Origin of the sequence: Azorhizobium sp. AG788 (assembly GCF_004364705.1) — a bacterium.
Taxonomy (GTDB): domain Bacteria; phylum Pseudomonadota; class Alphaproteobacteria; order Rhizobiales; family Xanthobacteraceae; genus Azorhizobium; species Azorhizobium caulinodans.
The window spans coordinates 138,459-162,030 of the sequence record NZ_SOBM01000001.1; the positions used below are offsets into that span (position 1 = coordinate 138,459).

Here is a 23,572-nt window from a genome sequence, read left to right on the forward strand (position 1 = left end):
GTCGCCGCTGGCGGGAGCTTCGAGGTCCGCACTGTCGGCGCGGCGTGGATGGCCGGGACAAGCCCGGCCATGACGGATGTGTGAGATGCGGGCCTGACACGGCGAACGCCGATCGTGGAAGGCCGGTTGAATGAGGCGTGGACGCGAGGACGCATCTCGACGCCCACACATCGTGTAAAAGCTCGCCACCGGCCCACGCCCGATGGCAGCATTTCCGTTTCGAGGCCGACCCATGCCGTCCGTTGACCTGAATTCCGATCTCGCCGAAGGCTTCGGCATCTGGCACCTCACGGAAGACGAAGCCCTGATGGACATCGTCTCCTCGGCCAACATCGCCTGCGGCCTGCATGCGGGCGATCCGGAGATCATGGCCAAGGCGTTTGCCTACGCCAAGTCGCGGGGCGTGGCGGTGGGCGCGCATCCTGGCTTTCCGGATCTGTGGGGCTTCGGCCGCCGCCGCATGCCCTTCACGCCCGGCGAGATCGAGCGGCTGGTGGCCTATCAGGTGGGCGCGGCGCAGGCGCTCGCCACCTATTCCGGCCATCGCATCACCTATGTGAAGGTCCATGGGGCGCTGGGCAACATTGCCGAGCAGGAGCCCGAGGTCGCGGTGGCGGTGGCCAATGCGGTGAAGGCGGTCGATCCCTCGCTCGTGGTCCTCGCCGGCCCGCTGGGCGCGCAGGCGCCCGCCACCCGCGACGCGGGCCTGCGCCTCGCCGCGGAGATCTTCGCCGATCGCGGTTATACGGAGCAGGGTCATCTCATTCCGCGCAGCCAGCCCGGCGCCATGATCCACGATCCCGTGGCGGCGGCCGACCGCATCATTGCCATGGTGCAGTCAGGGGCCGTCATCACCGCGCAGGGCACGCACCTGCCGACGTCCATCGATTCCATCTGCGTCCATGGCGACGGGCCGAAGGCGGTGGAGACCGCGCGCTATGTGCGCGAGCGGCTGGAAGCGGCCGGCATCACCATCGCGCCCTTCGCGCCATGATCGAGGGGGAGGTCTACGCCGCGCCGCGCTTCCTCGACAGCGGCGAGACGGCGCTGGTGGTGGAGTTCGGACGGGCGGTTGAGCCGGAGATCAGCGATCGCGTGCTGGCGCTCGACGCCGCGCTCGTGGCGCGGGCGCTGCCTGGCGTGCGCGAGAGCGTGCCCACCTATCGCTCGCTGATGGTGCATTACGATCCGCTGGTCATTTCCCGCGCGACGCTGGTCGGCGAGATCGAGGCCATGGTCAATGCGCCGCGGGCGGCCTCCGGCCCCGTGACGCGCTGGGTGCTGCCCTGCTGCTACGATCCGGAATATGGCGAGGACATCGGCGAGGTCTCTCGCATGACCGGCCTGTCCGAGGAGAAGGTGGTCGCGCTGCACGCCGCCGCCGTCTTCCGCGTCTATATGTACGGCTTCGCCCCCGGCTTCTGCTATCTCGGCGGCCTGCCGAAGGAACTCGCGGTTTCCCGCCGCACCCGCCCGCGTCCGCCGCATCCGCCGAACACGACGCTGATCGGCGGGGGCCTCGCCATCGTCACAACTTTCTCCATGCCCACCGGCTGGTGGCTGATGGGGCGCACGCCCGAGCGCATGTTCGCGGCCGAGCGCAACCCGGCCTTCCTCGTCGCCGTGGGTGATGAACTGAAATTCGAGCCGGTGGATCGCGACACCTTCCTCGCCCTCGATGCGCGCGCCGCGTCGGGCGAGGTGGTCGCGCGCCGGGAGATCCGCTCATGAGCGAGACGGCCGCGCAGCCGGGCCTGCGCATTCTCTCCGCCGGCCCCGGCGTCACCCTTCAGGATGCCGGCCGGCACGGCCTGCTGCGCTTTGGCGTGACCGGCGCGGGCCCGATGGACCCGCTCGCCTTCGCCCTCGCCAATCGCGTGGCGCAGGTGCCAGAGGGCGCCGCTGCGCTGGAAATCTCCATGGGCGGGGTCGAACTGGAGGCCGTGGAGGCGCCCGTCACCGTCGCGCTGGTGGGCGGCGCGTTCAGGATCACGCTGGACGGTCAGCCCGTCCCGTCGGCGTGCCGCCTGACACTGGAGGTGGGCCAGAAGCTCGCCGTGCGCGCGGGCACCACGGGCGCCTGGTGCTATCTCGCGCCCTGCGGTGCCATCGACATTCCCCCGACGCTCGGCTCGCTCTCCACCCACGCCCGCTCGGGGCTCGGCGGCCTCAAGGGCCGCGCCCTGATGGCAGGCGACCTGCTGCCGCTCGCCGGCGGGCACGTGCTGCCGGGCGGCACCATGGAGCTGGCCGCGCCCGTGCTGAACCGCCCCGGCGAGATCATCCGCGTGATGCTCGGGCCGCAGGACGATTATTTCAACGCCGCCGAGATCGCCGCCTTCCTCGCCGGCCCATGGACGGTGTCCGTGCGCTCGGATCGCATGGCCTATTTCCTCGATGGCACGCCGCTCACCCATGCGGGCGGCTTCAACATCGTTTCCGACGGCATCGCCCATGGGGCCATTCAGGTGCCGGGGGAGGGCTTTCCCGTGGTGCTGATGGGTGACCGCCAGCCCACCGGCGGCTATCCCAAGATCGCCAACGTCATCGGCGCCGATCTCGGCCGCATCGCCCAGCTGCGTCCCGGCGCTACCTTCCGCTTTGCCGCCGTGACGGCGGAGGAAGCCATCGCCGCCCGCCGGGCGGAAGCCGCCGCCCTCACCGACGGCTGGACGCTGACGCCGCTCGTGCGCACGCACCTCACCTCCGAATTCCTCTTCGGCTGCCGCCTCATCGACGGCTGGGTCGACGCCTTCGCGGAGGGGTGAGGGGCGGCGTGTCATCGGGCGTCGCGCCTTGTCGCCGACGGTCCGCGGCGATCCATACGGCCGCCCTACGGCTCCGGCGATAAGCGATTGTGATGCACGGTGCCGGGGCGCGGCACCGTATGCCACGCGCGCAGATGCTGTCTCACGTGAGACGTCACCAAAATGTCCCATCGCTTGGCTACGTGGTGCGGGATATGCCGCCAATCCCGGCGTGATTTTCTTTCGTTTCTTTCATCCTGATGTGTGCGGAACGACAAGAGAAGCGACAGGAGTCGTTGCGAAATATGAGCAAAGCCCTGCCACGGACGCGCGATGCACTTCGGGCATCTTTAGGCGATGAGGACCTGCCGGCGGAAATTGTGGAGCGTCTTGCCGCTCAGGCGCTGCCGGCGCTGCTTCTGACCACGGCCGCACTTGGCGAGAACAGGCCGCTTCCCGGCGCAAGTCGGCTGGGCGGGACGCCCGACCTTCCGCCGGGCATGGGGTGGCCGATGCGACCGCCCTATCCGGATGCAGAACGGCGTGCCACCGGACATCGGAAGGATGCCAGACGGCTCCTGGAGGACTCCCGCAAGCCGCGTTCTTGGATGACCCCCGAGCAGGGCGTGATGTTCAGCCAGGAGCGCATGGCGAAGGCGGATGCGACGGAGCGCCCGTTTCCGCTGGCCTTCTTCGGTCAGTTCGATCTGGCGGCTCTGTCGGCCATCGAAGGGTTCGATCCCCTGCTCCCGAAGACGGGCCGCCTCCTCGTCTTCTACGATTTCTGGGAGCAACCGGAAGACTTCACCCCCGAGGCCGCGGTCGGCTGGCGCGTGATCTGGGATGACAGCCCGAGGGACCTCCTCACACCGGCTGCCGTCCCCATGGATCTGGAGACAATCTCGAGCGACGACTGGACGACCATTTTCGCGCCGGCCCTGATCAGTGCGGTTCCCGTCGTCACGCCGATCCCCATGAGCGAGCGTGGCTGGGATGCTTTCGATCTCGAGGGCGAAGACCTGCGGGAGGTTTACGGCGACTGGCTTTCGCAGTTCGGGACGCCGGATGAGGACGGTGGAGAGAACCACCAGTTGGGAGGCTTCCCGCGTCCCCTTCAGAACGGCCTGCAAGCCACCAGTCAGCTCGCATCGCACGGCATCTATTGCGGCAATGGAGACGCGTGGAAAACCCCGGAGGCGCAGGCGCTCCTTAAAGAGGCCGGCGCCTGGCGGCTTCTGCTTCAGGTCGGTGTCGATCTTAATGCGGGGATGAGAGGCCCCGGCGCCTATTACGTCATCATCCGGAACGAAGACCTTGCCGCCCGCCGTTTCGAACGCGCACGCGTCACCTATCAGTGTGACTGAGCGGGTAGCCTCAATTGTGAGGGACGGCAGTCAGGAGCGTAGGCACAAGCTCCAACCGTCGACAGATCTGATTTGAAGATAAATGGCGCGCCCGAAAGGATTCGAACCTCTGACCCCCAGATTCGTAGTCTGGTGCTCTATCCAGCTGAGCTACGGGCGCGTTTCCCTTTGGAGATCAACGGTCAGGCCGTGATCCGGAGGCTGGTCCTCCGAGGGCCCGCCCCGGTGTCCCGGCGGCGAGGTGTGTTGAACTACTGCCTTTTCCCCGGCAGTGCAAGGCCCGCCGCTGCGAGAAATGTGAGCCGGCCCACGGTCCTGTGGAAAGCTGTACTGTCGGCGGCGGGCTCCGCGCCGGTCGATCCTTGACGCGCCAAGGGCTTGCGCGTGCGTCGTCCACAGGCGCCGGACAGGGAAGGGGAGGGGCGCGTCCGTTCCGGCGTGCGGAGGGCCGCTGGCGGGCAGGGGCGAGCCCAACGGCCCTCAGGCGCGGGCGCGCAGGGCGCGCTGGCGTAGCTCGATGGGGCGGTCGGGCAAGGAGATGAGGAAGGTGGCGCCGATGGTGCCTTCCAGCAGGCGCAGTTCGCCGCCATGGGCGCGCACGAGTTCGTCCGCGATAGGCAGGCCGAGGCCCGTCCCGCCCCGGCGGGCGGAGCCCTGGAAGGCGGCGAACAGCCGGTCGCGCCGTTCCGCAGGAATGCCGGGGCCGGTGTCCGACAGCTCGATCTCCACCACCGAGCCGATGCGGCGGGCGCTGATGCGGATCTGGTCGCGCTCCGGCGTGTTGGGCGCGCGGGCCTCCAGCGCCTGCACGGCGTTGCGGGCGATGTTGAGGATCACCCGGAAGAGCTGGTCGGGATCGGCATCGGCGGCCAGATGCTTCTCCACCGCGCACACCCAGCCGATGGGCGCGTCCGGGCCGAGGCCCAGCGTCTCGCGCACCTCGGTGAGCAGGGCGGCGATGTCCACGGGCCGGCGGTCGGGCAAAGGCTCCTGCGCGCGGCCGTAAGAGAGGGTCTGCTGGCAATAGGCGATGGCGCGATCCAGCGCCGCCACGAGCTTCGGGGCGAAGCGCTGCACGGCGGGATCGGGAATGTCCACGAGGCGGTCCGACATGAGCTGCGCAGAGGCCAGCAGGTTGCGCAGGTCGTGGTTGATCTTGGAGACCGCGAGGCCTAGGGCGGCCAGATGCGTCTTCTGGGAAAGCGTCTGGGCAAGCTCCGTCTGCATCTCGGCCAGCGCCTCCTCGGCGACACCGATCTCGTCGTCGCGCCCGCTCGGCACGACGATGCGGGAAGCATCCTCGGGCGCCGCCTGGAACTCGGCCATCTGCGCGGTGAGCCGCCGCATGGGCCGCACGAACAGCCAGTGCAGGGAGAAATAGACGAGCACGCCCGCCAGCACCGAGACCACCAGCGAGATGGCGAGCACGGTGGCCGAGAAGCGCAGCATGGCCTTGCGCAGCGGCGTCTCGGGAATGACGATTTCGAGAAATTCGCCGTCGCGGGGCGCATCGCCCACCACGCGCAGCGTGCGGCCGTTGCCAGCGGCCAGCGTGTCGAAGGCGTCCGCCACCGCGTCCCAGAGCGAGGTGTTGCGCATGTCCACGTGCCGGTCGATGGGCGGCGGCATGTCGGACATGGCGAGCAGGCGGCGCGTCTCCTGCCGCTTCACCACCACCACCTTTGCGCCCACGCTCTGGAGCAGGGCACGGGTGAGATCACCGGGAATGGTGTCTTCCGGCGCGGCATCGAGCACGAGGGCGGCGGTCCGCGCCGCCGCCAGACGGTCCGAGAGCCAGGCGAGCCGGAAGTTCGCCATGGTGGGCACGAAGATGGCGATCTCCGCGATGGTGACGAAGGCGATGGTGAGGGTGAGCAGCTTTGCCGACAGGCCAAAGCGCACCCGCCGCGCGGCTGCGCGGGGAGAGGATGTGCTGGTGTCTGCCTGCGTCATTCTGCTTGTACGCACGCCTGTCGGAGCTTGGATGGCGATCCGGGTCGCGCATAATTGAAGAAGTGGGCGGTTTGGTGGGCGCCCGCCCGAAGCCTGATCCGGATGTCCGTGCCGAGGGCTATTCGTCTTCGCCGAAGCGGTTGGCGACCAGCGCCTCCAGCGCGTTCAGCACATCCTGCGCCTGTTCGCCGGTTGCTGTCACCACGACGCTCGTGCCGGGCGCCGCGGCCAGCATCATCAGGCCCATGATGGAGTTGCCGCCCACCGCCTCGCCATTGCGGCAGACGGTGACGTTGGCATCGAAGCTCTCCACCATCTGCACGAACTTGGCGGAGGCCCGCGCATGCAGGCCGCGCTTGTTGATGATGGGCAGGCGCCGCACCAGGGCGCCTTCGGGCGCGGGCGCGCCGCAGACCACGGCGACGTCCTCGGCCTCATCGAGCGTGGTGGGGGAGGCGTTATTTTCCGGCAAGGACGCGGCTGGCGACATTGATGTATTTCCGCCCGGCTTCCTGCGCCACGTCCACCGCCTCCGAGAGGGGGAGTTCGCCCCGGACCTTGGCGAGCTTGACCAGCATGGGAAGATTGATGCCCGCCACCACTTCCACGTCCGGCGCATTCATCACGGAGATGGCGAGGTTGGAAGGGGTGCCGCCGAACATGTCGGTGAGGATGACCACGCCCTGGCCGCTCTGGACCTTGGCGACGGCCTCGATGATATCGTGTCGGCGCCGTTCCATGTCGTCATCGGGGCCGATGGTGACACTCGCGATCTGGGCCTGTGGCCCCATCACGTGCTCCAGCGCAGAACAGAACTCGGTGGCCAGGCGGCCGTGGGTGACGAGCACGAGACCGATCATGTTGCCTCCGCCTTCACCTCTTTTGAATGGGTGAAGGCCTTCCCGCACAACGGGGCCGTCATATTCAGAGCGGCTCAAAAATTACGCAAGGGGTGCAGCGCACAAAAGCATCATGTGTTGCCTGTTTCCTGCGTCGCCAGGGCTGCGGCGAGCAGCAGCGCTGCGTCAGCCCCCGGTGGCACCGGCAAACGCTGGATCTTTATTCCGCAAAGGATTTCCGTGAGATCGGCGGCGTCGGGCAGGCGCGGCGCAAGCTCTGCCGCAAGATCGATCACAATCTTCACCTTCCCGCAAAAAAGATGGGGAACCTGCCGGATGCCCAGATGCCGGACCTCGATCAGCCCGGCGAGCACTTCCGGCGCCTGCGCCACGAGGTCGGCTCCCTCCGCGCGCAGCAGCACCCGGTCGTCCGCCACCAGCCGCGCCTCCGGTAGGGCGCGGGGTGGGTCGAGCATCAGCCGCAGCGCGAGGGTGGACTTGCCGGCGCCCGACGGGCCGCGGATGAGCACGCCGGTTTCGCCCAGGACGACGCAACTGGCGTGAATGCTGGCGCCGGCCACGCTCATGGCGTCAGCCGTTAGGCAGGCGGACGATGAAGCGGGCGCCGAGCACCTTCGGCTCCTCGCCCGACGCGCCGGCCTGCGTGCGGTTCTCGGCCCAGATGTGGCCGGCGTGGGCTTCCACGATCTGCTTGGAGATCGAGAGGCCGAGGCCGGAGTTCTGGCCGAAGCCCTGGTGCGGGCGGTCCGTATAGAAGCGCTCGAAGATGCGCGAGAGGGCATCGGGTCGGATACCGGGGCCCTCGTCGTCCACGATGATCTCCGCGCCGGTCTTGGTGCGGCGGCAGAGCACCTTCACCGTGCCGCCTTCGGGCGAGAAGGAGCGGGCGTTGGAGACGAGATTGTCCACCACCTGACCCAGCCGCGAGGCATGGCCGGCGATGGTGAAATCGGCTGGCGCGCCGGGCAGGCGTTCAAAGGCGAGGGCAACGCTCACGCCGTCATCCTTGCGCACGTCCTGCGCCATGCCCACCACCATCTCCAGCAACTGCTTGAGATCGACGCTGGCGGCCTCCTGCCGCTGAAGCTCGGCATCGAGGCGGCTCGCGTCGGAAATGTCCGAGATCAGGCGGTCGAGCCGCTTCACGTCGTGCTGGATCACCTCCAGCAGGCGGCCGCGGGAGGCGTCGCTCTTGGCGAGCGGCAGGGTCTCCACAGCCGAGCGCAGGGAGGTGAGGGGGTTCTTCAATTCATGCGCCACGTCCGCCGCGAAGCTCTCGATGGCCTCAATGCGGTTGTAGAGCGAACTGGTCATGTCGCGCAGGGCGCCCGACAGGTGGCCGATCTCGTCGGCGCGGCTGGTGAAGTCGGGGATTTCCACGCGCGTCTTGATGCGCCGGCGCACCCGCTCGGCGGCGTCGGCCAGCTTGCGCACCGGATCGGCGATGGTACCGGCGAGCAGGATCGACAGCAGAACCATGACGGCGGCAGCGACGAGGAAGACGCGCACGATGACGAAGCGCTCGGCCTCCACCGCCTCGTCGATCTCGCCGCCCTGGGTGGAGAGCAGCAGGACGCCCAGAATGGCGCGGAAGCGCTGGATCGGGACCGCCACGGAGACGACCACGCGGCCGCGATCATCCACCCGCACGGCGCTGGCCTTCTGGCCGAGGGCGGCGGAAGCGACTTCGGGATACTCCTTGCCGCTCTGGGGGCCGAGTTCCTTGTAGAGGGGCAGGTCGCCCCGGCCGAGCCAGGATTGCGCGCCGCGCCATGCCCGTTCCAGCAGGCCGGGCGGCGGCTGGGTGGGCGGGGGCAGATCAAAGCGCAGGATCTCGCCCTTGGAATAGAGCGAGCGGGAATCCAGCAGCATGATCCCGTCCCGGTCATAGATGCGGGCACGGGTGCGGGTCGGGCCCACGAGACGGCGCAGGACCGGGGCGACGCGCTCGGGATTGATGGGGAATTCCAGCGGCGCGAAGCCTTCTTCCGAGGGGCCGTAGCTCTCGCCGGCCTGAAGCTCCAGAAGGCGCTCGGGATCGATGGTGATGGCGTTGGTCTCGACCTGCGCCGAGGCGGCGATGGCGCCGGCGATGATCTCGCCCTGCACCAGCAGGCTCTGCACGCGGGCATCGATGAGGCCGGCGCGGAATTCGGACAGATAGAGGATGCCGGAGACGAGCGCGCAAAGACCCGCCAGATTGAGCAGGACGATACGCTTGGTCAGGCTGGAGAAGCTCTTGAAGACCACGAACCGGCGCACACGCCGGAGGGTCGCAAGAATCCCGAGCCCCCGTTTCGGGGGGGCTTCGGGTCCTCGACCTGAGATCGGATCTGCGGCGTCGGTCATGGGAATGGGCGCCCCGCGCCCGCCCTCAGCTTTCCTTGAAGCGATAGCCGACGCCGTACAGCGTCTCGATCATGTCGAAATTGTCGTCGGCGGATTTGAACTTCTTGCGCAGACGCTTGATGTGGCTGTCGATGGTGCGGTCGTCCACATAGACCTGGTCGTCATAGGCCGCGTCCATGAGGGCGTTGCGGCTCTTCACGACGCCGGGGCGCTGGGCGAGCGCCTGGAGGATGAGGAATTCGGTGACGGTGAGCGTCACCGGCTCGCCCTTCCAGGTGCAGGTGTGGCGCTCGGGGTCCATGCGCAGCAGGCCGCGCTCCAGAACCTTGGCGCTGTCCACCTCGCGGGGGGCGGTGCCATCCTTGGCGCCCACGCGGCGGAGCACCGCCTTCACGCGCTCCACCAGCAGGCGCTGGGAGAAGGGCTTCTTGATGAAATCGTCGGCGCCCATCTTGAGGCCGAACAGCTCGTCGATTTCCTCATCCTTCGAGGTGAGGAAGATCACCGGCATGTCGGTCTTCTGGCGCAGGCGGCGAAGCAGCTCCATGCCGTCCATGCGGGGCATCTTGATGTCGAGGATCGCGAGATCGGGCGGGTTGGTCTTGAACCCGTCCAGCGCCGAAGCCCCATCGGTATAGGTGTCGATACGATAGCCTTCCGCTTCCAGCGCGATGGAGACGGAGGTCAGGATGTTGCGATCGTCATCGACGAGGGCGATTGTGGGCATGACACCTCTTTCAAGCGTCGGGGTCGGTCAAGATCACGTCTTCGTGCCGAAGAAGCCGGTTCGCGTGGCCGAAATGTGACACCGCGCTTTATTCTGCACGGAAAATAGACGGAAACGCTTGAGTCGCCAAATCTCGGTTGCCAAAGCCGCGCGTTTTCCAACGGCGGTGCGGGGATAAGTCTCCCGGCGCGCGGATGCGTCAGCTTGAATTGCTCCAATCGCACGCCGAGCCTCTCACGCTGTCGGGGCGATGGCTTTACGGTCCCGCGCGTTGTTGCAGCCGCTTCGGGAGGAGACCATGGGCGAGGCCATAACGCGGGCGAGCGAGGTGATCCGCAGGCTGATGCGCGAGGCGCGCTTCGGCGCGCTGGCGACGCTGGAGGAGACAGGCGCGCCCTATGCTTCCCTCGTGGCGGTGGCCCCCGACGAGACCGGCGCGCCGGGCCTTCTCATCTCGCGTCTCGCCCGCCACACCCAGAACCTTGCCCGCGACTCCCGCGCCTCGCTTCTGCTGGCCGCGAGCGGCACCGATCCGCTGGATTCCCCCCGCGCCAGCCTGCTCGGCCGTGTGGTGCCGGCGGCCGAGGGGAGCAGCCTCCGGGTGCGCTACCTCGCCCGTCATCCCAACGCCGCCCAATATGCGGACTTCGCCGACTTCGGTTTCTTCACGCTGGAACTGGCCGAAGCCCATCTGGTGGAGGGCTTCGGCCGCATCGTCACGCTCCCGGCCAAGGGCCTTCTCACCGACTGGACCGGCGCGGACGAGGTGCGCGAGAGCGTGGAGGGCGTGGTATCGCACATGAACGAGGACCATGCGGACGCCATTGCCCTCTATGCGACGCGCCTGCTCGGTGAGCCGGAGCGCGAGGGCGTCGCGTGGCGCATGATCGGGCTCGATCCGGATGGATGCGAACTGGCCGGTGGTGATGTGGTGCGGCGTCTCGACTTTCCGCAGCGCGTGACGGGACGTGGTGCGGTGCGGCAAGTCCTTGTGCAGCTTGTGACGCAGGCGCGAGAGAAAATGCCCTGAAAATTCAAACGATTTGAACGCATTTAAAAGAATAGACAGTCTCCCTGTCCGTATTTCATCCTGCTGCTCCCCTTCGGGAATCCGGCGCAGGCGCGTCGCGTTACGTCGCGCGCAACAGGAGATGTTCCGTGATCGAGACAGGACTTCGCAACAGCTCTCAGGGCATCGAGACCTTCGGCCTCCGGAACCTCGCGGGGGTTCACTGGAACCTCACCGAACCCCAGCTCTATGAGCATGCCATCGCCAAGGGCGAGGCGCGGCTCGCCGCCGGCGGGGCGCTCGCGGCCAATACGGGCGTCCATACCGGGCGCAGCCCCAAGGACAAGTTCGTGGTGCGCGATGCGACCACCGAGGGCGAGGTCTGGTGGGACAACAACGGCTCGATCACGCCTGAGCAGTTCGAGACGCTCTATCAGGACTTCCTCGCCGCCGCCGAGGGCAAGACACTGTTCGCGCAGGATCTTTATGGCGGCGCCGACCCGGCCCACCGCATCGCGGCCCGCGTCTACACCGAATATGCGTGGCACTCGCTCTTCATCCGCACCATGCTGCGGCGGCCGGCCCGCGAGGAACTGCCGGGCTATGTCCCCGAGCTGACCATCATCGACCTGCCGAGCTTCAAGGCCGATCCGGCCCGCCACGGGGTGCGCAGCGATACCATCATCGCGGTGAATTTCACCCGCCGCATCGTGCTGATCGGCAGTTCGTCCTATGCGGGCGAGATGAAGAAGTCGGTCTTCACCTTCCTAAACTATCTCCTGCCGGCCAAGGGCGTCATGCCCATGCACTGCTCGGCCAATGCGGGCAAGGACGGCGACGTGGCGCTGTTCTTCGGCCTGTCCGGCACCGGCAAGACGACGCTCTCCGCCGATCCCGCCCGCACGCTGCTGGGCGATGACGAGCATGGCTGGAGCGACACCGGCGTCTTCAATTTCGAGGGCGGCTGCTATGCCAAGACCATCCGCCTCTCCAAGGAAGCTGAGCCGGAAATCTTCGCCGCCTCGGACCGCTTCGGCACCATTCTGGAGAACGTGATCCTCCATGAGGACACCCGCGTGCCGGACTTCGACGACGGCAGCCTGACCGAGAACACGCGCTCGGCCTATCCACTCGATTTCATCCCGAACGCCAGTCCCACCGGGCGGGCCGGCGTGCCGAAGAACATCATCATGCTCACGGCCGATGCCTTCGGCGTGATGCCGCCTATCGCCCGCCTCACGCCGGCGCAGGCCATGTATCACTTCCTCTCCGGCTACACGGCCAAGGTCGCCGGCACGGAGAAGGGGGTGAAGGATCCCGAGGCGACGTTCTCCACCTGCTTCGGCGCGCCCTTCATGCCGCGCCATCCGTCCGTCTATGGCAATCTGCTGCGCGATCTTATCGCGAAATATCAGGTGGACTGCTGGCTGGTGAACACCGGCTGGACCGGCGGCAAATATGGCGTCGGCCGGCGCATGCCCATCAAGGTCACGCGGACCCTGCTCACCGCCGCGCTGGATGGCTCGCTGAAGGACGCCGCCTTCCGCACCGATCCCTATTTCGGCTTTTCCGTTCCCACATCGGTTCCGGGCATCGAGCCGCACATCCTCTATCCGTCCAAGACCTGGGCGGACAAGGCCGACTTCGACGCCACTGCCCGCAAGCTCGTCGCCATGTTCCGGGACAATTTCGCGAAGTTCGAGGGGCATGTGGATGCGGCGGTGCGCGATGCCCAGCCGCAGGTGCGGATCGCCGCCGAGTGATCGTTTGACCCAGCGGTAGCGGGAACCCGCCAAAGCTCCGCTTCGTTGGGGACGTGCCGCGACGCTCACGCTCGCGCCCGTCCCCAGCGAGGTCTCATGAGCGCTTCCTCTCCCGCCGCCGATGTGGCCCTGTCTCCCCGCACGGTCGGCGCCTCCGTGGCGGCGCTGGCCGGGCTCAATTTCTTCCTGGCGGACGTGCGGGACGGGCTCGGCCCCTTCCTCGGCGTGTTCCTCGTGGAGCAGGGCTGGAAGGCCGACGCCATCGGACTCGTGATGATGGTCGGCGGCCTGGCCGGCATGGTGGCCACGACGCCGCTGGGCATGCTGGCGGACGCGGTGCGCTCCAAGCGCGCGGTGGTCGCCGTCTCCGCCGTGCTGGTGGTCGTCGCGACGCTGGCGCTGCTGCTCTATCCCTCCGGCCCCGTGGTGACGCTGGCGCAGATCGCCACCGGCCTCACCGGCGCGGCCATTGGGCCGGCGATTGCGGGCCTCACCCTCGGTCTCGTGGGGCAGGCGGGCCTCGCCGCCCAGCTTGGCCGCAACGAGGCCTGGAACCATGCCGGCAATTTCGCCGCCGCCGGTCTCGCGGGTCTGTTCGGCTATTTCTATGGGCTCACCGCCGTCTTCGTGCTGATGAGCCTGATGGCCGTGGGCTCGCTGGCGATGCTGGCGCGCATCCGTCCGCAGGACATTGACCATGATGTCGCGCGCGGGCTGGAGGCGGTGCCGGAAGGGGCGGCCCATCCCGAGCCGCCCAGCCTCACCGTGCTGCTGCGCTCCGTGCCGCTGCGGGTGCTGGCGGTGACGCTGCTGCTGTTCCATCTGGGCAATGCCGCCATGCTGCCGCTGCTCAGCCAGCAGGTGGCGAGTGCCGGCAGCTTCGATCCGGCCGCCTATGCCGCCGGCACGGTGCTCATCGCCCAGCTCACCATGGTGCCAATGGCGCTCTTGGCTTCGCGGCTCGCGCAGACGCGCGGCTATGGGCTGGTGATGGTGCTGGCGCTGGTGGCCCTGCCGGTGCGCGGCCTCGTGGCGGGCTTCTTCGATCACCCGCTGACGGTGCTGCCCGTGCAGATCCTGGATGGCGTGGGCGCCGGCCTGTTGGGCGTGGCGACGCCCGGCATCGTCGCCCGCATCCTGCGGGGCACCGGGCATGTGAATGCGGGGCTCGGGGCGGTGATGACGGTGCAGGGGATCGGGGCCGCGCTCAGCCCCGGCGTCGCCGGGCTGGTGGCGGCGCGCCTCGGCTATGCGCCAGCGTTTCTGGCGCTGGGCGGGTTTGCGCTGCTGGCGCTGGCCCTGTGGCTCGTGGCCTTGCCGCGCACGGCGTCCGCCATGAACGGCGGCGAGAGCCTCAGGTGAGGCCGCCCCGGCGCGGCGCTCCGCGTCAGCGGGCGTCGCAGCCGGTGGCGAAGTCGGAGGTGACGTAGGTGCCGGGCTCCAGGAACTGGAGCGAGGTCGCGGCAGGGCGGCCCGGAATGCGGCTGCAGGCGGTGTCCGTGGCGGGCGTCTTGTCCTCGGCGCGGGCCGTGGTCGAGTAGGCGACCGGGGCATCATAGCGCGCCGTCATCTCGCTCTGGTCCGGTGCTGCCGCCCGTCCGAGATCGCCGAAGATCGAGGCGCTCGCCGCAACCACAAGCGCGCCCAGGACATAAACCTCCAACCGCATGACCCTTCTCCGTCCGGCCCCCCGAAATTCTGAAGATGATGCAAGGCAACACCATTTGCTGCATCGCAGCAATACGGCTGAGCTCATGGCTTTTCGCCGCGCTCTGAACAGGGCGCAGACCTGCGGTTGTTGCCGCGGCGGATTGATCGCGTGCGCCGCAGCGTCGAGGGCACGGGCTCGTGCATTGTCGCAGCACGCTGGAACTGCTAAAAAGCGCAGCATGAACCGCCCCTTCCATGTCGCCCCGCATCTGCCCAGGGCCGCGCTGTGCGCGACCGGGCACTATGCCTGCACGACCATGGACTTTGCCGCCGTGCCGGATCACGTGCGTTTGCCGGGCCGTTTCTTCGGGCGCTTCACCACGTCCGCGCTGGCCCGACTCGGTCGCTGACACCCTTTCTTCCGTCATCATCGTCGCATCGAATGACCCGGCGCGTGCGCTTGGGTTCATGCTCCTAGGACATCGTCATGAACGCCCCCACCAGCGGCCCCAAGACCCTCTACGACAAGATCTTCGACGACCACGTGGTCTCCCGGCAGGAGGACGGCACCTGCCTGCTCTATATCGACCGCCATCTCGTCCATGAGGTGACGAGCCCGCAGGCCTTCGAAGGACTGCGCATGGCCGGCCGCAAGGTGCGCGCGCCCTCCAAGACGCTCGCCGTGGTGGACCACAACGTGCCCACCACCGACCGCTCGCACGGCATCGACGATCCGGAAAGCGCCACGCAGGTGGAGACGCTGGCGGAGAACACCCGCGAATTCGGCATTGAATATTATAACGAGCGCGATATCCGTCAGGGCATCGTGCACGTGATCGGCCCGGAGCAGGGCTTCACGCTGCCCGGCACCACCATCGTCTGCGGCGACAGCCACACCTCCACCCATGGGGCGTTCGGCGCGCTGGCCCATGGCATCGGCACCTCGGAGGTGGAGCATGTGCTCGCCACCCAGACGCTGATCCAGAAGAAGTCCAAGAACATGCGCGTCACCGTGGACGGCACCCTGCCGGAGGGGGTCGGCGCCAAGGACGTGACGCTCGCCATCATCGGTTCCATCGGCACGGCCGGCGGCACCGGCTACGTGATCGAATATGCCGGCGACGTGATGCGCCAGCTCTCCATGGAAGGCCGCATGACGGTCTGCAACATGTCCATCGAGGGCGGCGCCCGCGCCGGCATGGTGGCCCCGGACGAGAAGGCCTTCGCCTATCTGAAGGACCGTCCCCGCGCGCCGAAGGGCGCCGACTGGGACAAGGCGGTCGCCTATTGGGAGACGCTGCGCTCGGATGACGGCGCCTATTTCGATGCGGAAGTCCGCCTCGACGGCGCCAACCTGCCGCCCATCGTCTCCTGGGGCACCAGCCCGGAGGACGTGGTGTCCGTGGAAGGCCTCGTGCCCGATCCGGAGGCCATCGAGGATGCGGTGCGCCGGGACGCCAAGAAGCGCGCTCTGGCCTATATGGGCCTCACCGCCGGCACGAAGATTTCCGACATCGCCATCGATCGCGTGTTCATCGGCTCCTGCACCAACGGGCGCATCGAGGACATGCGTCAGGCGGCACAGATCGTTGCCGGCCACACGGTGAACGCGAATGTGAAGGCCATGGTCGTGCCGGGCTCCGGCCTCGTGAAGGCACAGGCGGAGGCCGAGGGGCTGGACAAGATCTTCCTCGCCGCCGGCTTCGAGTGGCGTGAGCCGGGCTGCTCCATGTGCCTCGCCATGAATGCGGACCGCCTGTCGCCGGAGGAGCGTTGCGCCTCCACCTCGAACCGCAATTTCGAAGGGCGCCAGGGCTTCAAGGGCCGCACCCATCTCGTGTCGCCCGCCATGGCGGCGGCAGCGGCCATCGCCGGCCGCTTCGTGGATGTTCGGACCTGGCCGCGCGGCTGACGACGGAAATAGAAAGGCCGCACGATCAGGTGCGGCCTTTCATGGCGTTACGAGGCGCGCCGCAGGATGCAGCGTTCGCCTTCCGGCGTTCCGGCAGATTCGGTGCACGGCAGGGTGCGGTGTTACTGAATGGCCGCGAACGTCGTCGCAACGAGGGTGGCGTTGGCCTCGTGGGGAGCCAGGTACGCGGCGATACCCAGTATCGTCACCAGCGCGCTGGTGACCGCAAGCTTGCGCAGCAGCATGGTCACTCTCCGTAGTCGTCCTGTTATTGCAACGACGTTTTCGCTTCACGGTTCCTTAACCATGTTCGCGTGGCGTCAACTTGAGCGAAACTTGGCGAAGCCCGGACCAACTTGGGCGGCGCCGTGGCGGCGGAGTACCGCCGCCGGTCCGGTGCGGGATCATCCCGAAGGAGCAGGTTGAAATGTCCGACGCCCTGAAGTGGCGGACGCTGGAGGCCCCGAGCCTCGCGGAGATGGAGGAACTGGCGGACGAGGTCTTCGCCCGGCTGCCGGAGCCGTTCCGCCGCCTGTGCGCGGGCGTGGTCATCCGGGTCGAGGACTTTCCCACCGACGAGGTGCTGGAGGAGATGGAGGCGGAAAGCCCCTTCGACCTCCTGGGGCTGTTCCAGGGGATCGGCCTCGCGCAGGACGAGGCCGTGGCACCCACCGGCCGCCTGCCCAACATGATCTTCCTCTACCGCCGCCCCATCCTCGACTACTGGGCGGAGCACGAGGAGACGCTGGGCCATGTGGTGGCCCACGTGCTGGTGCATGAGATCGGTCATCATTTCGGCTTCTCGGACGATGACATGGAGCGCATCGAGGCTGCGGCGGACCTATGACGCGCACCCCTCACTCCCATGCGACCGGCGGGGTGGTCCTCCGCAAACATCCGAATTTATGCCGTATTGCACGCTCTCTAGTCTGGACCGGTTCTAAACAGGCGGGCGGAGGTCAGCGTGCAACCGGTTCAGAGATATCCCAACCTCTTCTGTTTCATTCACTGGGCGACGGTGGCGCTGATCGCCATCATCTACGGCCTCACCTACGTGCGCTTCCTGTTCGAGCGCGGCACGCCGCTGCGGGCGATGGTGTGGTGGCTGCACATTTCGTTCGGGCTGGTGCTACTCGCCTTCATCGTCGCCCGCGTGGTGGCGCGGCACGCCATGACCATGCCCGGCCCCTCGGCGGCGCTCTCGCCGCTGGTGCACCGGGCCTCGCAGGCCGTGCACGTGCTGCTGTATGCGCTGCTGGTGCTGACGCCGGTGGTCGGCGTCTATCTCGCCTTCCTGCGCGGGGATGCGGTGACGCTGTTCGGCCTGTTCACCATTCCCTCTCCGGTGGCGGTGGATCGCACCTTCGCCCGGCAGGTGGTGGAAGTTCACGAGTGGCTGGCGAATGGCCTCGTGGCCGTGGCGCTGGTGCATGGGGCGGCGGCCATCGGCCACCACTTCGTGCTGAAGGACGACGTCCTCACGCGAATGTTGCCGCGGCGCTGAGCCGATCGCGCGGCGTCGCCGGCCTCTCGCTTTTTCGCACGGACGCGCGGGCGCTGCCCCGCGCGTCGGCATCTGGAACAGCCAAGGCAAGGGAGCTGCGTTAGGCCCATGGAAAAGTTCACGACGCTGGAAGGCGTGGCCGCACCGCTGAAGATTGTGAATGTCGATACCGACATGATCATTCCCAAGCAGTATCTGAAGACCATCAAGCGCACGGGCCTCGGAACGGGCCTGTTCTCGGAGATGCGTTACAAGGAGGACGGATCGGACAATCCGGACTTCGTGCTGAACCAGCCGGCCTACCGGAATGCGAAGATCATCGTGGCCGGCGACAATTTCGGCTGCGGCTCCTCGCGCGAGCACGCGCCGTGGGCGCTGCTGGACTTCGGCATCCGCTGCGTGATCTCCACGTCCTTCGCGGACATTTTCTATAACAACTGCTTCAAGAACGGCATCCTGCCGATCGTCGTCTCCAAGGACGACCTCGACAAGCTGTTCGACGATGCCGACCGCGGCGCCAATGCCACGCTCACCATCGATCTCGCGGCGCAGGAGATCCGCGGCCCCGACGGCGGCACGGTGAAGTTCGAGATCGACCCCTTTCGCAAGCGCTGCCTGCTGGAAGGCCTCGACGATATCGGCCTGACGCTCGAGAAGGGCACCGAGATCGACACCTATGAGGGCGAGAAGAAGACCGAGCAGCCCTGGCTGTGACCGGCCGGCTTCACCCGCCCACGCCCGCAAGGCGCCTCCCCGGAGGCGCCTTTTTTGTTCGGCAGGGCGCGGCGGGCAAAAAAGTTCCGCTCCGGAAGGCGGAAGTCACTGTTCTGCCTTTGAGATTGGCTTAAACTCGCGGAGTTCCCTTCCGCGCCGTGCGCCCGTACTCCCTCCGGGAGTGGGTGTGCCTTTCCATGCTACCCCTCCAGGAGGATGTGCCCGTGCCGCATGAGACGCCGCTTGTCGCCACCATCGTGGGGGCCATCGTCCTGGCCTTCATCTTGGGTACGCTGGCGCAGCGTCTGCGGGTATCGCCTCTGGTGGGCTATCTGCTCGCCGGCATCCTCGTGGGGCCCTTTACCCCCGGCTTCACCGCCGATCCCGAGCTGGCGATGGAGCTGGCCGAGATCGGCGTCATCCTGCTCATGTTCGGTGTCGGCCTGCATTTCTCCCTCGCCGACCTGCTCTCGGTGAAGGCCATCGCCATTCCCGGCGCGGTGGCGCAGATCGCGGTCGCGACCCTGCTCGGCATGGGCCTCGCCCACCTTCTCGGCTGGCCGCTTGGAGGCGGCCTCGTCTTCGGCCTCGCTTTGTCGGTGGCGAGTACCGTGGTGCTGCTGCGCGCCCTGCAGGAGCGGCGCATCCTGGAAAGCGAGCAGGGGCGCATCGCGGTCGGCTGGCTCATCGTCGAAGACCTCGCCATGGTGCTGACGCTTGTGCTGCTGCCGGCGCTCTCCGAGGCGATGGGCGGCAAGCCGGCGGGGGCTTCGCAGGCGGAGCTGCTGTTCGGCACCTCCAGCATCGCCGCGACGCTGGGGCTGACCCTCGCCAAGGTCGCGGCCTTCGTGGTGCTGATGCTGGTGGTGGGCCGTCGCCTCATCCCCTGGCTGCTCGACCGGGTGGCGGGTCTCGGCTCGCGCGAACTCTTCCGCCTTGCGGTCCTCGCCATCGCACTGGGCGTGGCCTACGGCTCGGCCAAGCTGTTCGACGTCTCGTTCGCGCTCGGCGCTTTCTTCGCCGGCATGGTGCTGAGCGAATCGCCGCTGTCGCACCGCGCCGCCGAGGAGACGCTGCCGTTGCGCGATGCCTTCGCGGTGATGTTCTTCGTCTCCGTGGGCATGCTGGTGGATCCGGCCATCATCCTGCGCAGCCCGATCCCGCTCCTGTGCACACTGCTGATCGTGCTGGTGGGCAAGTCGCTCGCTTCCTTCGCGCTGGTGCGCATGTTCGGCTACGGGAAGGGGACGGCGCTCACAATCTCGGCCAGCCTCGCGCAGGTGGGCGAGTTCTCCTTCATCCTCGCCGCGCTGGGCGTGGAGCTGGGCCTTCTGCCGCAGGAAGGGCGGGATCTCATCCTCGCCTCCGCCATCATCTCCATTCTCCTCAACCCTTTCTTCTTCCTCGCGCTGGACAAGCTGCGCGGCAAGCTGGTGGTGCAGAAGCCGGAGGACGACGTGGGCATGGGCCCCGCCGCCGCCTTGGCGGCGACGGCCCAGAGCAACCACACCGTTCTTGTCGGCTTCGGGCGGGTGGGGCGCCTCGTGGCGGCCGGGCTCGAGACCGCGGGCACGCCCTTCCTCGTGGTGGAGGACCGGGAGGATGCCATTCACGAGCTGAAGGAGGCGGGCATCGAGGTGGTGCCGGCCAACGCCGCCGCCGCCGAGGCGCTGGTGGCCGCGAACGTGACCGGGGCGCGCCGGCTGATCCTCGCGATTCCCGATGGCTTCGAAGCCGGCCGCGTGCTGCGCCGGGCGCGCGAGCTCAACCCCGAGCTCGACATCATCGCCCGCGCCCATTCGGACGCCGAGGTGGAGAATCTGCGCCAGGGCGGCGCCGGCTTCATCATCATGGGCGAGCGCGAGGTGGCGCGCGGCATGCTGGGCCACGTCTTCGGGCTCAATGACGCAGCCCGCGAGGCCTCGCCCGGCAAGGTGGAAGGCGAGCGGACCCAGATCATCACGCCCGAAGGCGTGTTCTTCCCCGTGGACGAGCCCCTGAAGCCCGCCGATACGGCGGATGAGAGCATTCTGCCCGACGTGGGCGAGGTGCTGGCCGGCAAGGGCCGCAGTCCGGAGGAGGCTTCCGAGGCCGAGGCTGAGAAAACCGACAAGCTCATGGCGGGCTGAAGCGGGGCGGGAAGGGTGTTCGGCTGTGTCCGACCGCCGGTTCGCCGTTGACGCGCGGCCCTCCCACCCCTATAAGCCGAGCCCGAACTCGGGCGGCCGTGCCTCCTGGGATACTGTCTTATTCTCCCGTTGAACCGGGAGGCGGCCGAAGGCGAAGTCCGGTGGCCGGGGCAGACCCGGGACACAGCCGCTGGAGCCGGTTCGGGAGCGCGTCTCGCGATCCCGGTGACCGTGCTCGACATTTTTGAAATCGGCCGTGCCTCAGGGCGTGGCCCGTCAATCCGGAGACAAGACCCGTGAAGCGCACTTATCAACCGAGCAAGCTCGTGCGCAAGCGTCGGCACGGCTTCCGTGCGCGCATGGCGACCAAGAACGGCCGCAAGATCATCGCTGCGCGCCGCGCCCACGGCCGCAAGCGCCTGTCTGCGTGAGGCGTGCCCGCGGAGCTGGCCGTCGTGGATCGTCTCCGCAAGCGTCGTGACTTCCTGGCAGCGGCCAGGGCAGAGCGTGCGAATGTCCCGTCCTTCCTTCTGCAGGGGCGGGACCGGCACGACGAGGCCGAGCCCCGCCTCGGTTTCACGGTGACCAAGAAAAACGGCAATGCCGTCGTGCGCAATCGCATGCGCCGCCGGCTGCGCGAGGCTGCCCGGCTGGTGATGCCGCAGCTCGGCCGCAGCGGCTTCGATTACGTTCTGGTGGCGCGCGGCCCCTGTCTCGACGCGCCCTTCCAGACGCTGGTGCGCGATATGGAGCGCGCCGTCTCCCGGCTGCATGCCGCGAAAAAAGCCAAGACCCCCACATCCAAGACACCTATCGCCCCCGCCGACGGAGGCCGCCCGGCATGACCGATAACCGCAACATGTTCATCGCCATCGGCTTGTCGTTGGTGATCCTCATCGGGTGGCAGTATTTCATCGCCCTGCCGCAGGCCGAGAAGCAGCGCCAGATCCAGGCGCAGCAGCAGGCCGCGCAGGCGATCCCGACGCCGTCGCCGTCCGCCGAGGCCGCGCAGGGCGGTGGTGCCGCGCCGACCGCGCCCGGCTCCACGGGCGTTGCCGGTTCGCGCGTCATGACCCGCGCCCAGGCGCTGGCCGCGACCCCGCGCGTTGCCATCGAGACCCCGAGCCTGCGCGGCTCCATCTCGCTGCGCGGCGCCCGCGCCGACGACCTGACCCTCAGCCAGTTCCGCGAAACGGTGGACCCCAAGAGCCCGAACATCGTGCTCCTGTCCCCCTCCGGCTCGCCCGAGCCCTTCTATGCGGAGTTCGGCTGGACGGTGGCCCCAGGCGCCAACCTGCCGGTGCCCGGTCCCGATACGCTGTGGACCGCCGAGGCCGGCGCCAAGCTCACCCCCGCCACCCCGCTGGTGCTGACCTGGGACAATGGCCAGGGCCTGCTGTTCCGCCGCACCTTCACCGTCGATGACCGCTACATGTTCACGGTCAAGGACGAGGTGGAGAACAAGGGCGCGGCCGCCGCCACCCTTTATTCCTACGGGCTCGTCTCCCGTCATGGCATGCCGCACACCCAGGGCTATTACATCCTGCACGAGGGCCTCATCGGCGTGATGGGTGACCACGGCCTGCAGGAAGTGACCTATGCCAAGATGGACGACGCCAAGCCGCTCGCCATGAAGGCGACCGGCGGCTGGCTCGGCATCACCGACAAATACTGGGCCGCGACGGTTATTCCGGACCAGAAGGCGCAGGTGGACAGCCGCTTCTCGTCGAGCACGGTCGCCGGCACGCGCACCTTCCAGGCCGATTATCTCGGCAGCGCCCAGAGCATCGCGCCCGGCGCGAGCATCGCCTCGCAGTCGCGCCTGTTCGCCGGCGCCAAGGAAGTGGCGGTGGTGGACGGCTACGAGCGCCAGTACGGCATCGACCGCTTCGACCTGCTCATCGACTGGGGCTGGTTCTACTTCATCACCAAGCCGCTCTTCCTCGTCATCGACTGGATTTACAAGCTCGTCGGCAACTTCGGCGTTGCGATCCTCATTGTGACCGTGCTGCTGAAGGGCATCTTCTTCCCGCTGGCCAACAAGTCCTACGCCTCCATGGCGAAGATGAAGGCCCTGCAGCCGGAGATGATGGCCATCCGCGAGCGCTATGCCGATGACAAGGTGAAGCAGCAGCAGGCCACGATGGAGCTGTACAAGAAGGAGAAGATCAATCCGGTGGCGGGCTGCCTGCCCATCCTGATCCAGATCCCGGTCTTCTTCGCCCTGTACAAGGTGCTGTTCGTCACCATCGAAATGCGGCAGGCGCCCTTCTTCGGCTGGATCCACGACCTCTCCGCGCCCGATCCGACCACCGTATTCAACCTGTTCGGGCTCATTCCGTGGGACCCGAGCGTGGTGCCCGTGCTCGGCCCCTACCTGATGCTCGGCGCCTGGCCGCTCATCATGGGCGTGACCATGTGGGTGCAGATGAAGCTCAACCCCGCCCCGCCGGACCCGACGCAGGCGATGATCTTCAACTACATGCCCATCATCTTCACCTTCATGCTGGCGCATTTCGCCGCCGGTCTGGTGATCTACTGGGCGTGGAACAACACCCTCTCGGTGCTCCAGCAGGCGGTCATCATGCGCCGCAACGGCGTGAAGATCGAGCTGTGGGACAACATCACCCGCACCTTCTCAAAGAAGAAGACCGCCAAGGGTTGATGCCCCTGGGTCAAGTCGAATTCGGAAGGGCCGCGCATTGCGCGGCCCTTTTTATTTGGCGCGGGCCTCGAAAATACGCTCTCGCCACATCCAGAGACCACGCCCTGCGTAGAAGAGGCGGGGACGAAACCTCGCGGCGATGCTGCCGTAAGGGACGGTTGCTTGGTGGGAATGCGACCAGCGGCGCAGCGGGATCTCTTCCGGCGCCGCGTGGCCTGCTCCCCGT

The 23,572-nt window shown here is 67.6% G+C and carries 24 protein-coding genes and 1 tRNA gene; 16 read left to right on the plus strand and 9 right to left on the minus strand.

Annotated elements, in window-relative coordinates; all coding sequences use genetic code 11:
* The first annotated feature begins 232 nt into the window (after positions 1–232).
* The 4 genes from DFO45_RS00655 (at position 233) to DFO45_RS00670 (ending at position 4,111) form a co-directional block, all read left to right on the plus strand.
* Positions 233–994 carry a 5-oxoprolinase subunit PxpA gene (locus DFO45_RS00655; protein WP_133863380.1) on the plus strand — a complete coding sequence of 254 codons (762 nt, stop codon included), beginning with the start codon at positions 233–235 and terminating at the stop codon, positions 992–994.
* Positions 991–1,731: an allophanate hydrolase subunit 1 gene (locus tag DFO45_RS00660; protein WP_133863381.1), complete on the plus strand. Its 741-nt coding sequence runs from the start codon at positions 991–993 to the stop codon at positions 1,729–1,731. Before DFO45_RS00655 ends, DFO45_RS00660 begins: the two co-directional genes overlap by 4 nt.
* On the plus strand, positions 1,728–2,768 hold the full coding sequence (locus DFO45_RS00665) for a biotin-dependent carboxyltransferase family protein (protein ID WP_133863382.1): 1,041 nt from the start codon (positions 1,728–1,730) through the stop codon (positions 2,766–2,768). Before DFO45_RS00660 ends, DFO45_RS00665 begins: the two co-directional genes overlap by 4 nt.
* A 284-nt stretch (positions 2,769–3,052) precedes the next feature.
* Positions 3,053–4,111, plus strand: coding sequence for a YwqG family protein (locus tag DFO45_RS00670; protein WP_166657017.1), 1,059 nt, complete (start codon positions 3,053–3,055; stop codon positions 4,109–4,111).
* Positions 4,112–4,194: 83 nt separating this feature from the next.
* Here the strand turns inward: DFO45_RS00670 and DFO45_RS00675 are convergent.
* The 7 genes from DFO45_RS00675 to DFO45_RS00700 form a co-directional block, all read right to left on the minus strand.
* Positions 4,195–4,271, minus strand: a tRNA-Arg gene (locus tag DFO45_RS00675).
* Positions 4,272–4,591: 320 nt separating this feature from the next.
* Entirely contained in the window at positions 4,592–6,064 is a 1,473-nt protein-coding gene (locus DFO45_RS00680; RefSeq protein ID WP_133863384.1) for a HAMP domain-containing sensor histidine kinase, read from the minus strand.
* Between the two features lie 118 nt (positions 6,065–6,182).
* Complete coding sequence (locus DFO45_RS00685) at positions 6,183–6,482, minus strand: HPr family phosphocarrier protein (RefSeq protein WP_012172589.1); 300 nt, start codon at positions 6,480–6,482, stop codon at positions 6,183–6,185.
* A gap of 40 nt (positions 6,483–6,522) precedes the next feature.
* Positions 6,523–6,924: a PTS sugar transporter subunit IIA gene (locus DFO45_RS00690; RefSeq protein WP_012172588.1), complete on the minus strand. Its 402-nt coding sequence runs from the start codon at positions 6,922–6,924 to the stop codon at positions 6,523–6,525.
* Between the two features lie 110 nt (positions 6,925–7,034).
* Positions 7,035–7,490, minus strand: a complete 456-nt coding sequence (locus DFO45_RS24870) for an HPr kinase/phosphatase C-terminal domain-containing protein (protein WP_166657018.1) — start codon at positions 7,488–7,490, stop codon at positions 7,035–7,037.
* Positions 7,491–7,494: 4 nt separating this feature from the next.
* Positions 7,495–9,273, minus strand: coding sequence for a sensor histidine kinase (locus DFO45_RS00695; RefSeq protein ID WP_166657019.1), 1,779 nt, complete (start codon positions 9,271–9,273; stop codon positions 7,495–7,497).
* A 25-nt stretch (positions 9,274–9,298) separates the two neighbouring features.
* Positions 9,299–10,000 carry a response regulator transcription factor gene (locus DFO45_RS00700; RefSeq protein WP_012172585.1) on the minus strand — a complete coding sequence of 234 codons (702 nt, stop codon included), beginning with the start codon at positions 9,998–10,000 and terminating at the stop codon, positions 9,299–9,301.
* Positions 10,001–10,298: 298 nt separating this feature from the next.
* On the opposite strand from DFO45_RS00700, the gene DFO45_RS00705 reads away from it, so the two are divergent.
* The 3 genes from DFO45_RS00705 (at position 10,299) to DFO45_RS00715 (ending at position 14,134) form a co-directional block, all read left to right on the plus strand.
* The gene (locus tag DFO45_RS00705) at positions 10,299–11,030 is read left to right on the plus strand and encodes a DUF2470 domain-containing protein (RefSeq protein ID WP_133863386.1); all 732 of its coding nucleotides are present in this window, start codon (positions 10,299–10,301) and stop codon (positions 11,028–11,030) included.
* A gap of 128 nt (positions 11,031–11,158) precedes the next feature.
* Positions 11,159–12,772, plus strand: coding sequence for a phosphoenolpyruvate carboxykinase (locus DFO45_RS00710; protein ID WP_133863387.1), 1,614 nt, complete (start codon positions 11,159–11,161; stop codon positions 12,770–12,772).
* A 96-nt stretch (positions 12,773–12,868) separates the two neighbouring features.
* The gene (locus tag DFO45_RS00715) at positions 12,869–14,134 is read left to right on the plus strand and encodes an MFS transporter (RefSeq protein WP_133863388.1); all 1,266 of its coding nucleotides are present in this window, start codon (positions 12,869–12,871) and stop codon (positions 14,132–14,134) included.
* 25 nt (positions 14,135–14,159) lie between these two features.
* Here DFO45_RS00715 and DFO45_RS00720 read toward each other — a convergent pair whose 3' ends face one another.
* A complete protein-coding gene (locus DFO45_RS00720) occupies positions 14,160–14,441 on the minus strand; it encodes a hypothetical protein (RefSeq protein WP_133863389.1) in 282 nt (93 codons plus the stop codon).
* Between the two features lie 220 nt (positions 14,442–14,661).
* Between DFO45_RS00720 and DFO45_RS24875 the strand changes: the two genes are divergently transcribed.
* Together DFO45_RS24875 and leuC are read left to right on the plus strand one after the other, a co-directional pair.
* On the plus strand, positions 14,662–14,832 hold the full coding sequence (locus DFO45_RS24875) for a hypothetical protein (RefSeq protein ID WP_158304150.1): 171 nt from the start codon (positions 14,662–14,664) through the stop codon (positions 14,830–14,832).
* A 77-nt stretch (positions 14,833–14,909) separates the two neighbouring features.
* Complete coding sequence (leuC, locus tag DFO45_RS00725) at positions 14,910–16,334, plus strand: 3-isopropylmalate dehydratase large subunit (protein ID WP_133863390.1); 1,425 nt, start codon at positions 14,910–14,912, stop codon at positions 16,332–16,334.
* A 122-nt stretch (positions 16,335–16,456) separates the two neighbouring features.
* Here the strand turns inward: leuC and DFO45_RS25385 are convergent, their stop codons facing one another.
* The gene (locus tag DFO45_RS25385) at positions 16,457–16,579 is read right to left on the minus strand and encodes a hypothetical protein (RefSeq protein WP_274532298.1); all 123 of its coding nucleotides are present in this window, start codon (positions 16,577–16,579) and stop codon (positions 16,457–16,459) included.
* 182 nt (positions 16,580–16,761) lie between these two features.
* Here DFO45_RS25385 and DFO45_RS00730 point away from each other — a divergent pair, with 182 nt between their 5' ends.
* From DFO45_RS00730 to yidC, 7 genes are all read left to right on the plus strand, one after another.
* Positions 16,762–17,181, plus strand: coding sequence for a metallopeptidase family protein (locus tag DFO45_RS00730; protein WP_043879666.1), 420 nt, complete (start codon positions 16,762–16,764; stop codon positions 17,179–17,181).
* Positions 17,182–17,298: 117 nt separating this feature from the next.
* A complete protein-coding gene (locus DFO45_RS00735; protein ID WP_012172578.1) occupies positions 17,299–17,838 on the plus strand; it encodes a cytochrome b in 540 nt (179 codons plus the stop codon).
* 108 nt (positions 17,839–17,946) lie between these two features.
* Positions 17,947–18,552, plus strand: a complete 606-nt coding sequence (leuD, locus tag DFO45_RS00740) for a 3-isopropylmalate dehydratase small subunit (protein ID WP_133863391.1) — start codon at positions 17,947–17,949, stop codon at positions 18,550–18,552.
* Positions 18,553–18,776: 224 nt separating this feature from the next.
* Positions 18,777–20,681, plus strand: coding sequence for a YbaL family putative K(+) efflux transporter (gene ybaL / locus DFO45_RS00745; RefSeq protein ID WP_133863816.1), 1,905 nt, complete (start codon positions 18,777–18,779; stop codon positions 20,679–20,681).
* A 296-nt stretch (positions 20,682–20,977) separates the two neighbouring features.
* Positions 20,978–21,112, plus strand: a complete 135-nt coding sequence (gene rpmH, locus DFO45_RS00750; protein ID WP_012172575.1) for a 50S ribosomal protein L34 — start codon at positions 20,978–20,980, stop codon at positions 21,110–21,112.
* A gap of 3 nt (positions 21,113–21,115) precedes the next feature.
* A complete protein-coding gene (rnpA, locus tag DFO45_RS00755) occupies positions 21,116–21,526 on the plus strand; it encodes a ribonuclease P protein component (RefSeq protein WP_012172574.1) in 411 nt (136 codons plus the stop codon).
* A complete protein-coding gene (gene yidC, locus DFO45_RS00760) occupies positions 21,523–23,346 on the plus strand; it encodes a membrane protein insertase YidC (RefSeq protein WP_133863392.1) in 1,824 nt (607 codons plus the stop codon). The genes rnpA and yidC overlap by 4 nt, the downstream gene beginning before the upstream one ends.
* Positions 23,347–23,572: the final 226 nt, after the last annotated feature.

Coding starts and splice junctions, on each gene's coding strand:
- DFO45_RS00655 (WP_133863380.1), top strand. CDS start 233: ATGCCGTCCGTTGACCTGAATTCCGATCTCGCCGAAGGCTTCGGCATC.
- DFO45_RS00660 (WP_133863381.1), top strand. CDS start 991: ATGATCGAGGGGGAGGTCTACGCCGCGCCGCGCTTCCTCGACAGCGGC.
- DFO45_RS00665 (WP_133863382.1), top strand. CDS start 1,728: ATGAGCGAGACGGCCGCGCAGCCGGGCCTGCGCATTCTCTCCGCCGGC.
- DFO45_RS00670 (WP_166657017.1), top strand. CDS start 3,053: ATGAGCAAAGCCCTGCCACGGACGCGCGATGCACTTCGGGCATCTTTA.
- DFO45_RS00680 (WP_133863384.1), bottom strand. CDS start 6,064: ATGACGCAGGCAGACACCAGCACATCCTCTCCCCGCGCAGCCGCGCGG.
- DFO45_RS00690 (WP_012172588.1), bottom strand. CDS start 6,924: ATGATCGGTCTCGTGCTCGTCACCCACGGCCGCCTGGCCACCGAGTTC.
- DFO45_RS24870 (WP_166657018.1), bottom strand. CDS start 7,490: ATGAGCGTGGCCGGCGCCAGCATTCACGCCAGTTGCGTCGTCCTGGGC.
- DFO45_RS00695 (WP_166657019.1), bottom strand. CDS start 9,273: ATGACCGACGCCGCAGATCCGATCTCAGGTCGAGGACCCGAAGCCCCC.
- DFO45_RS00700 (WP_012172585.1), bottom strand. CDS start 10,000: ATGCCCACAATCGCCCTCGTCGATGACGATCGCAACATCCTGACCTCC.
- DFO45_RS00705 (WP_133863386.1), top strand. CDS start 10,299: ATGGGCGAGGCCATAACGCGGGCGAGCGAGGTGATCCGCAGGCTGATG.
- DFO45_RS00715 (WP_133863388.1), top strand. CDS start 12,869: ATGAGCGCTTCCTCTCCCGCCGCCGATGTGGCCCTGTCTCCCCGCACG.
- DFO45_RS00720 (WP_133863389.1), bottom strand. CDS start 14,441: ATGCGGTTGGAGGTTTATGTCCTGGGCGCGCTTGTGGTTGCGGCGAGC.
- DFO45_RS24875 (WP_158304150.1), top strand. CDS start 14,662: ATGAACCGCCCCTTCCATGTCGCCCCGCATCTGCCCAGGGCCGCGCTG.
- leuC (WP_133863390.1), top strand. CDS start 14,910: ATGAACGCCCCCACCAGCGGCCCCAAGACCCTCTACGACAAGATCTTC.
- DFO45_RS25385 (WP_274532298.1), bottom strand. CDS start 16,579: ATGCTGCTGCGCAAGCTTGCGGTCACCAGCGCGCTGGTGACGATACTG.
- DFO45_RS00730 (WP_043879666.1), top strand. CDS start 16,762: ATGTCCGACGCCCTGAAGTGGCGGACGCTGGAGGCCCCGAGCCTCGCG.
- leuD (WP_133863391.1), top strand. CDS start 17,947: ATGGAAAAGTTCACGACGCTGGAAGGCGTGGCCGCACCGCTGAAGATT.
- yidC (WP_133863392.1), top strand. CDS start 21,523: ATGACCGATAACCGCAACATGTTCATCGCCATCGGCTTGTCGTTGGTG.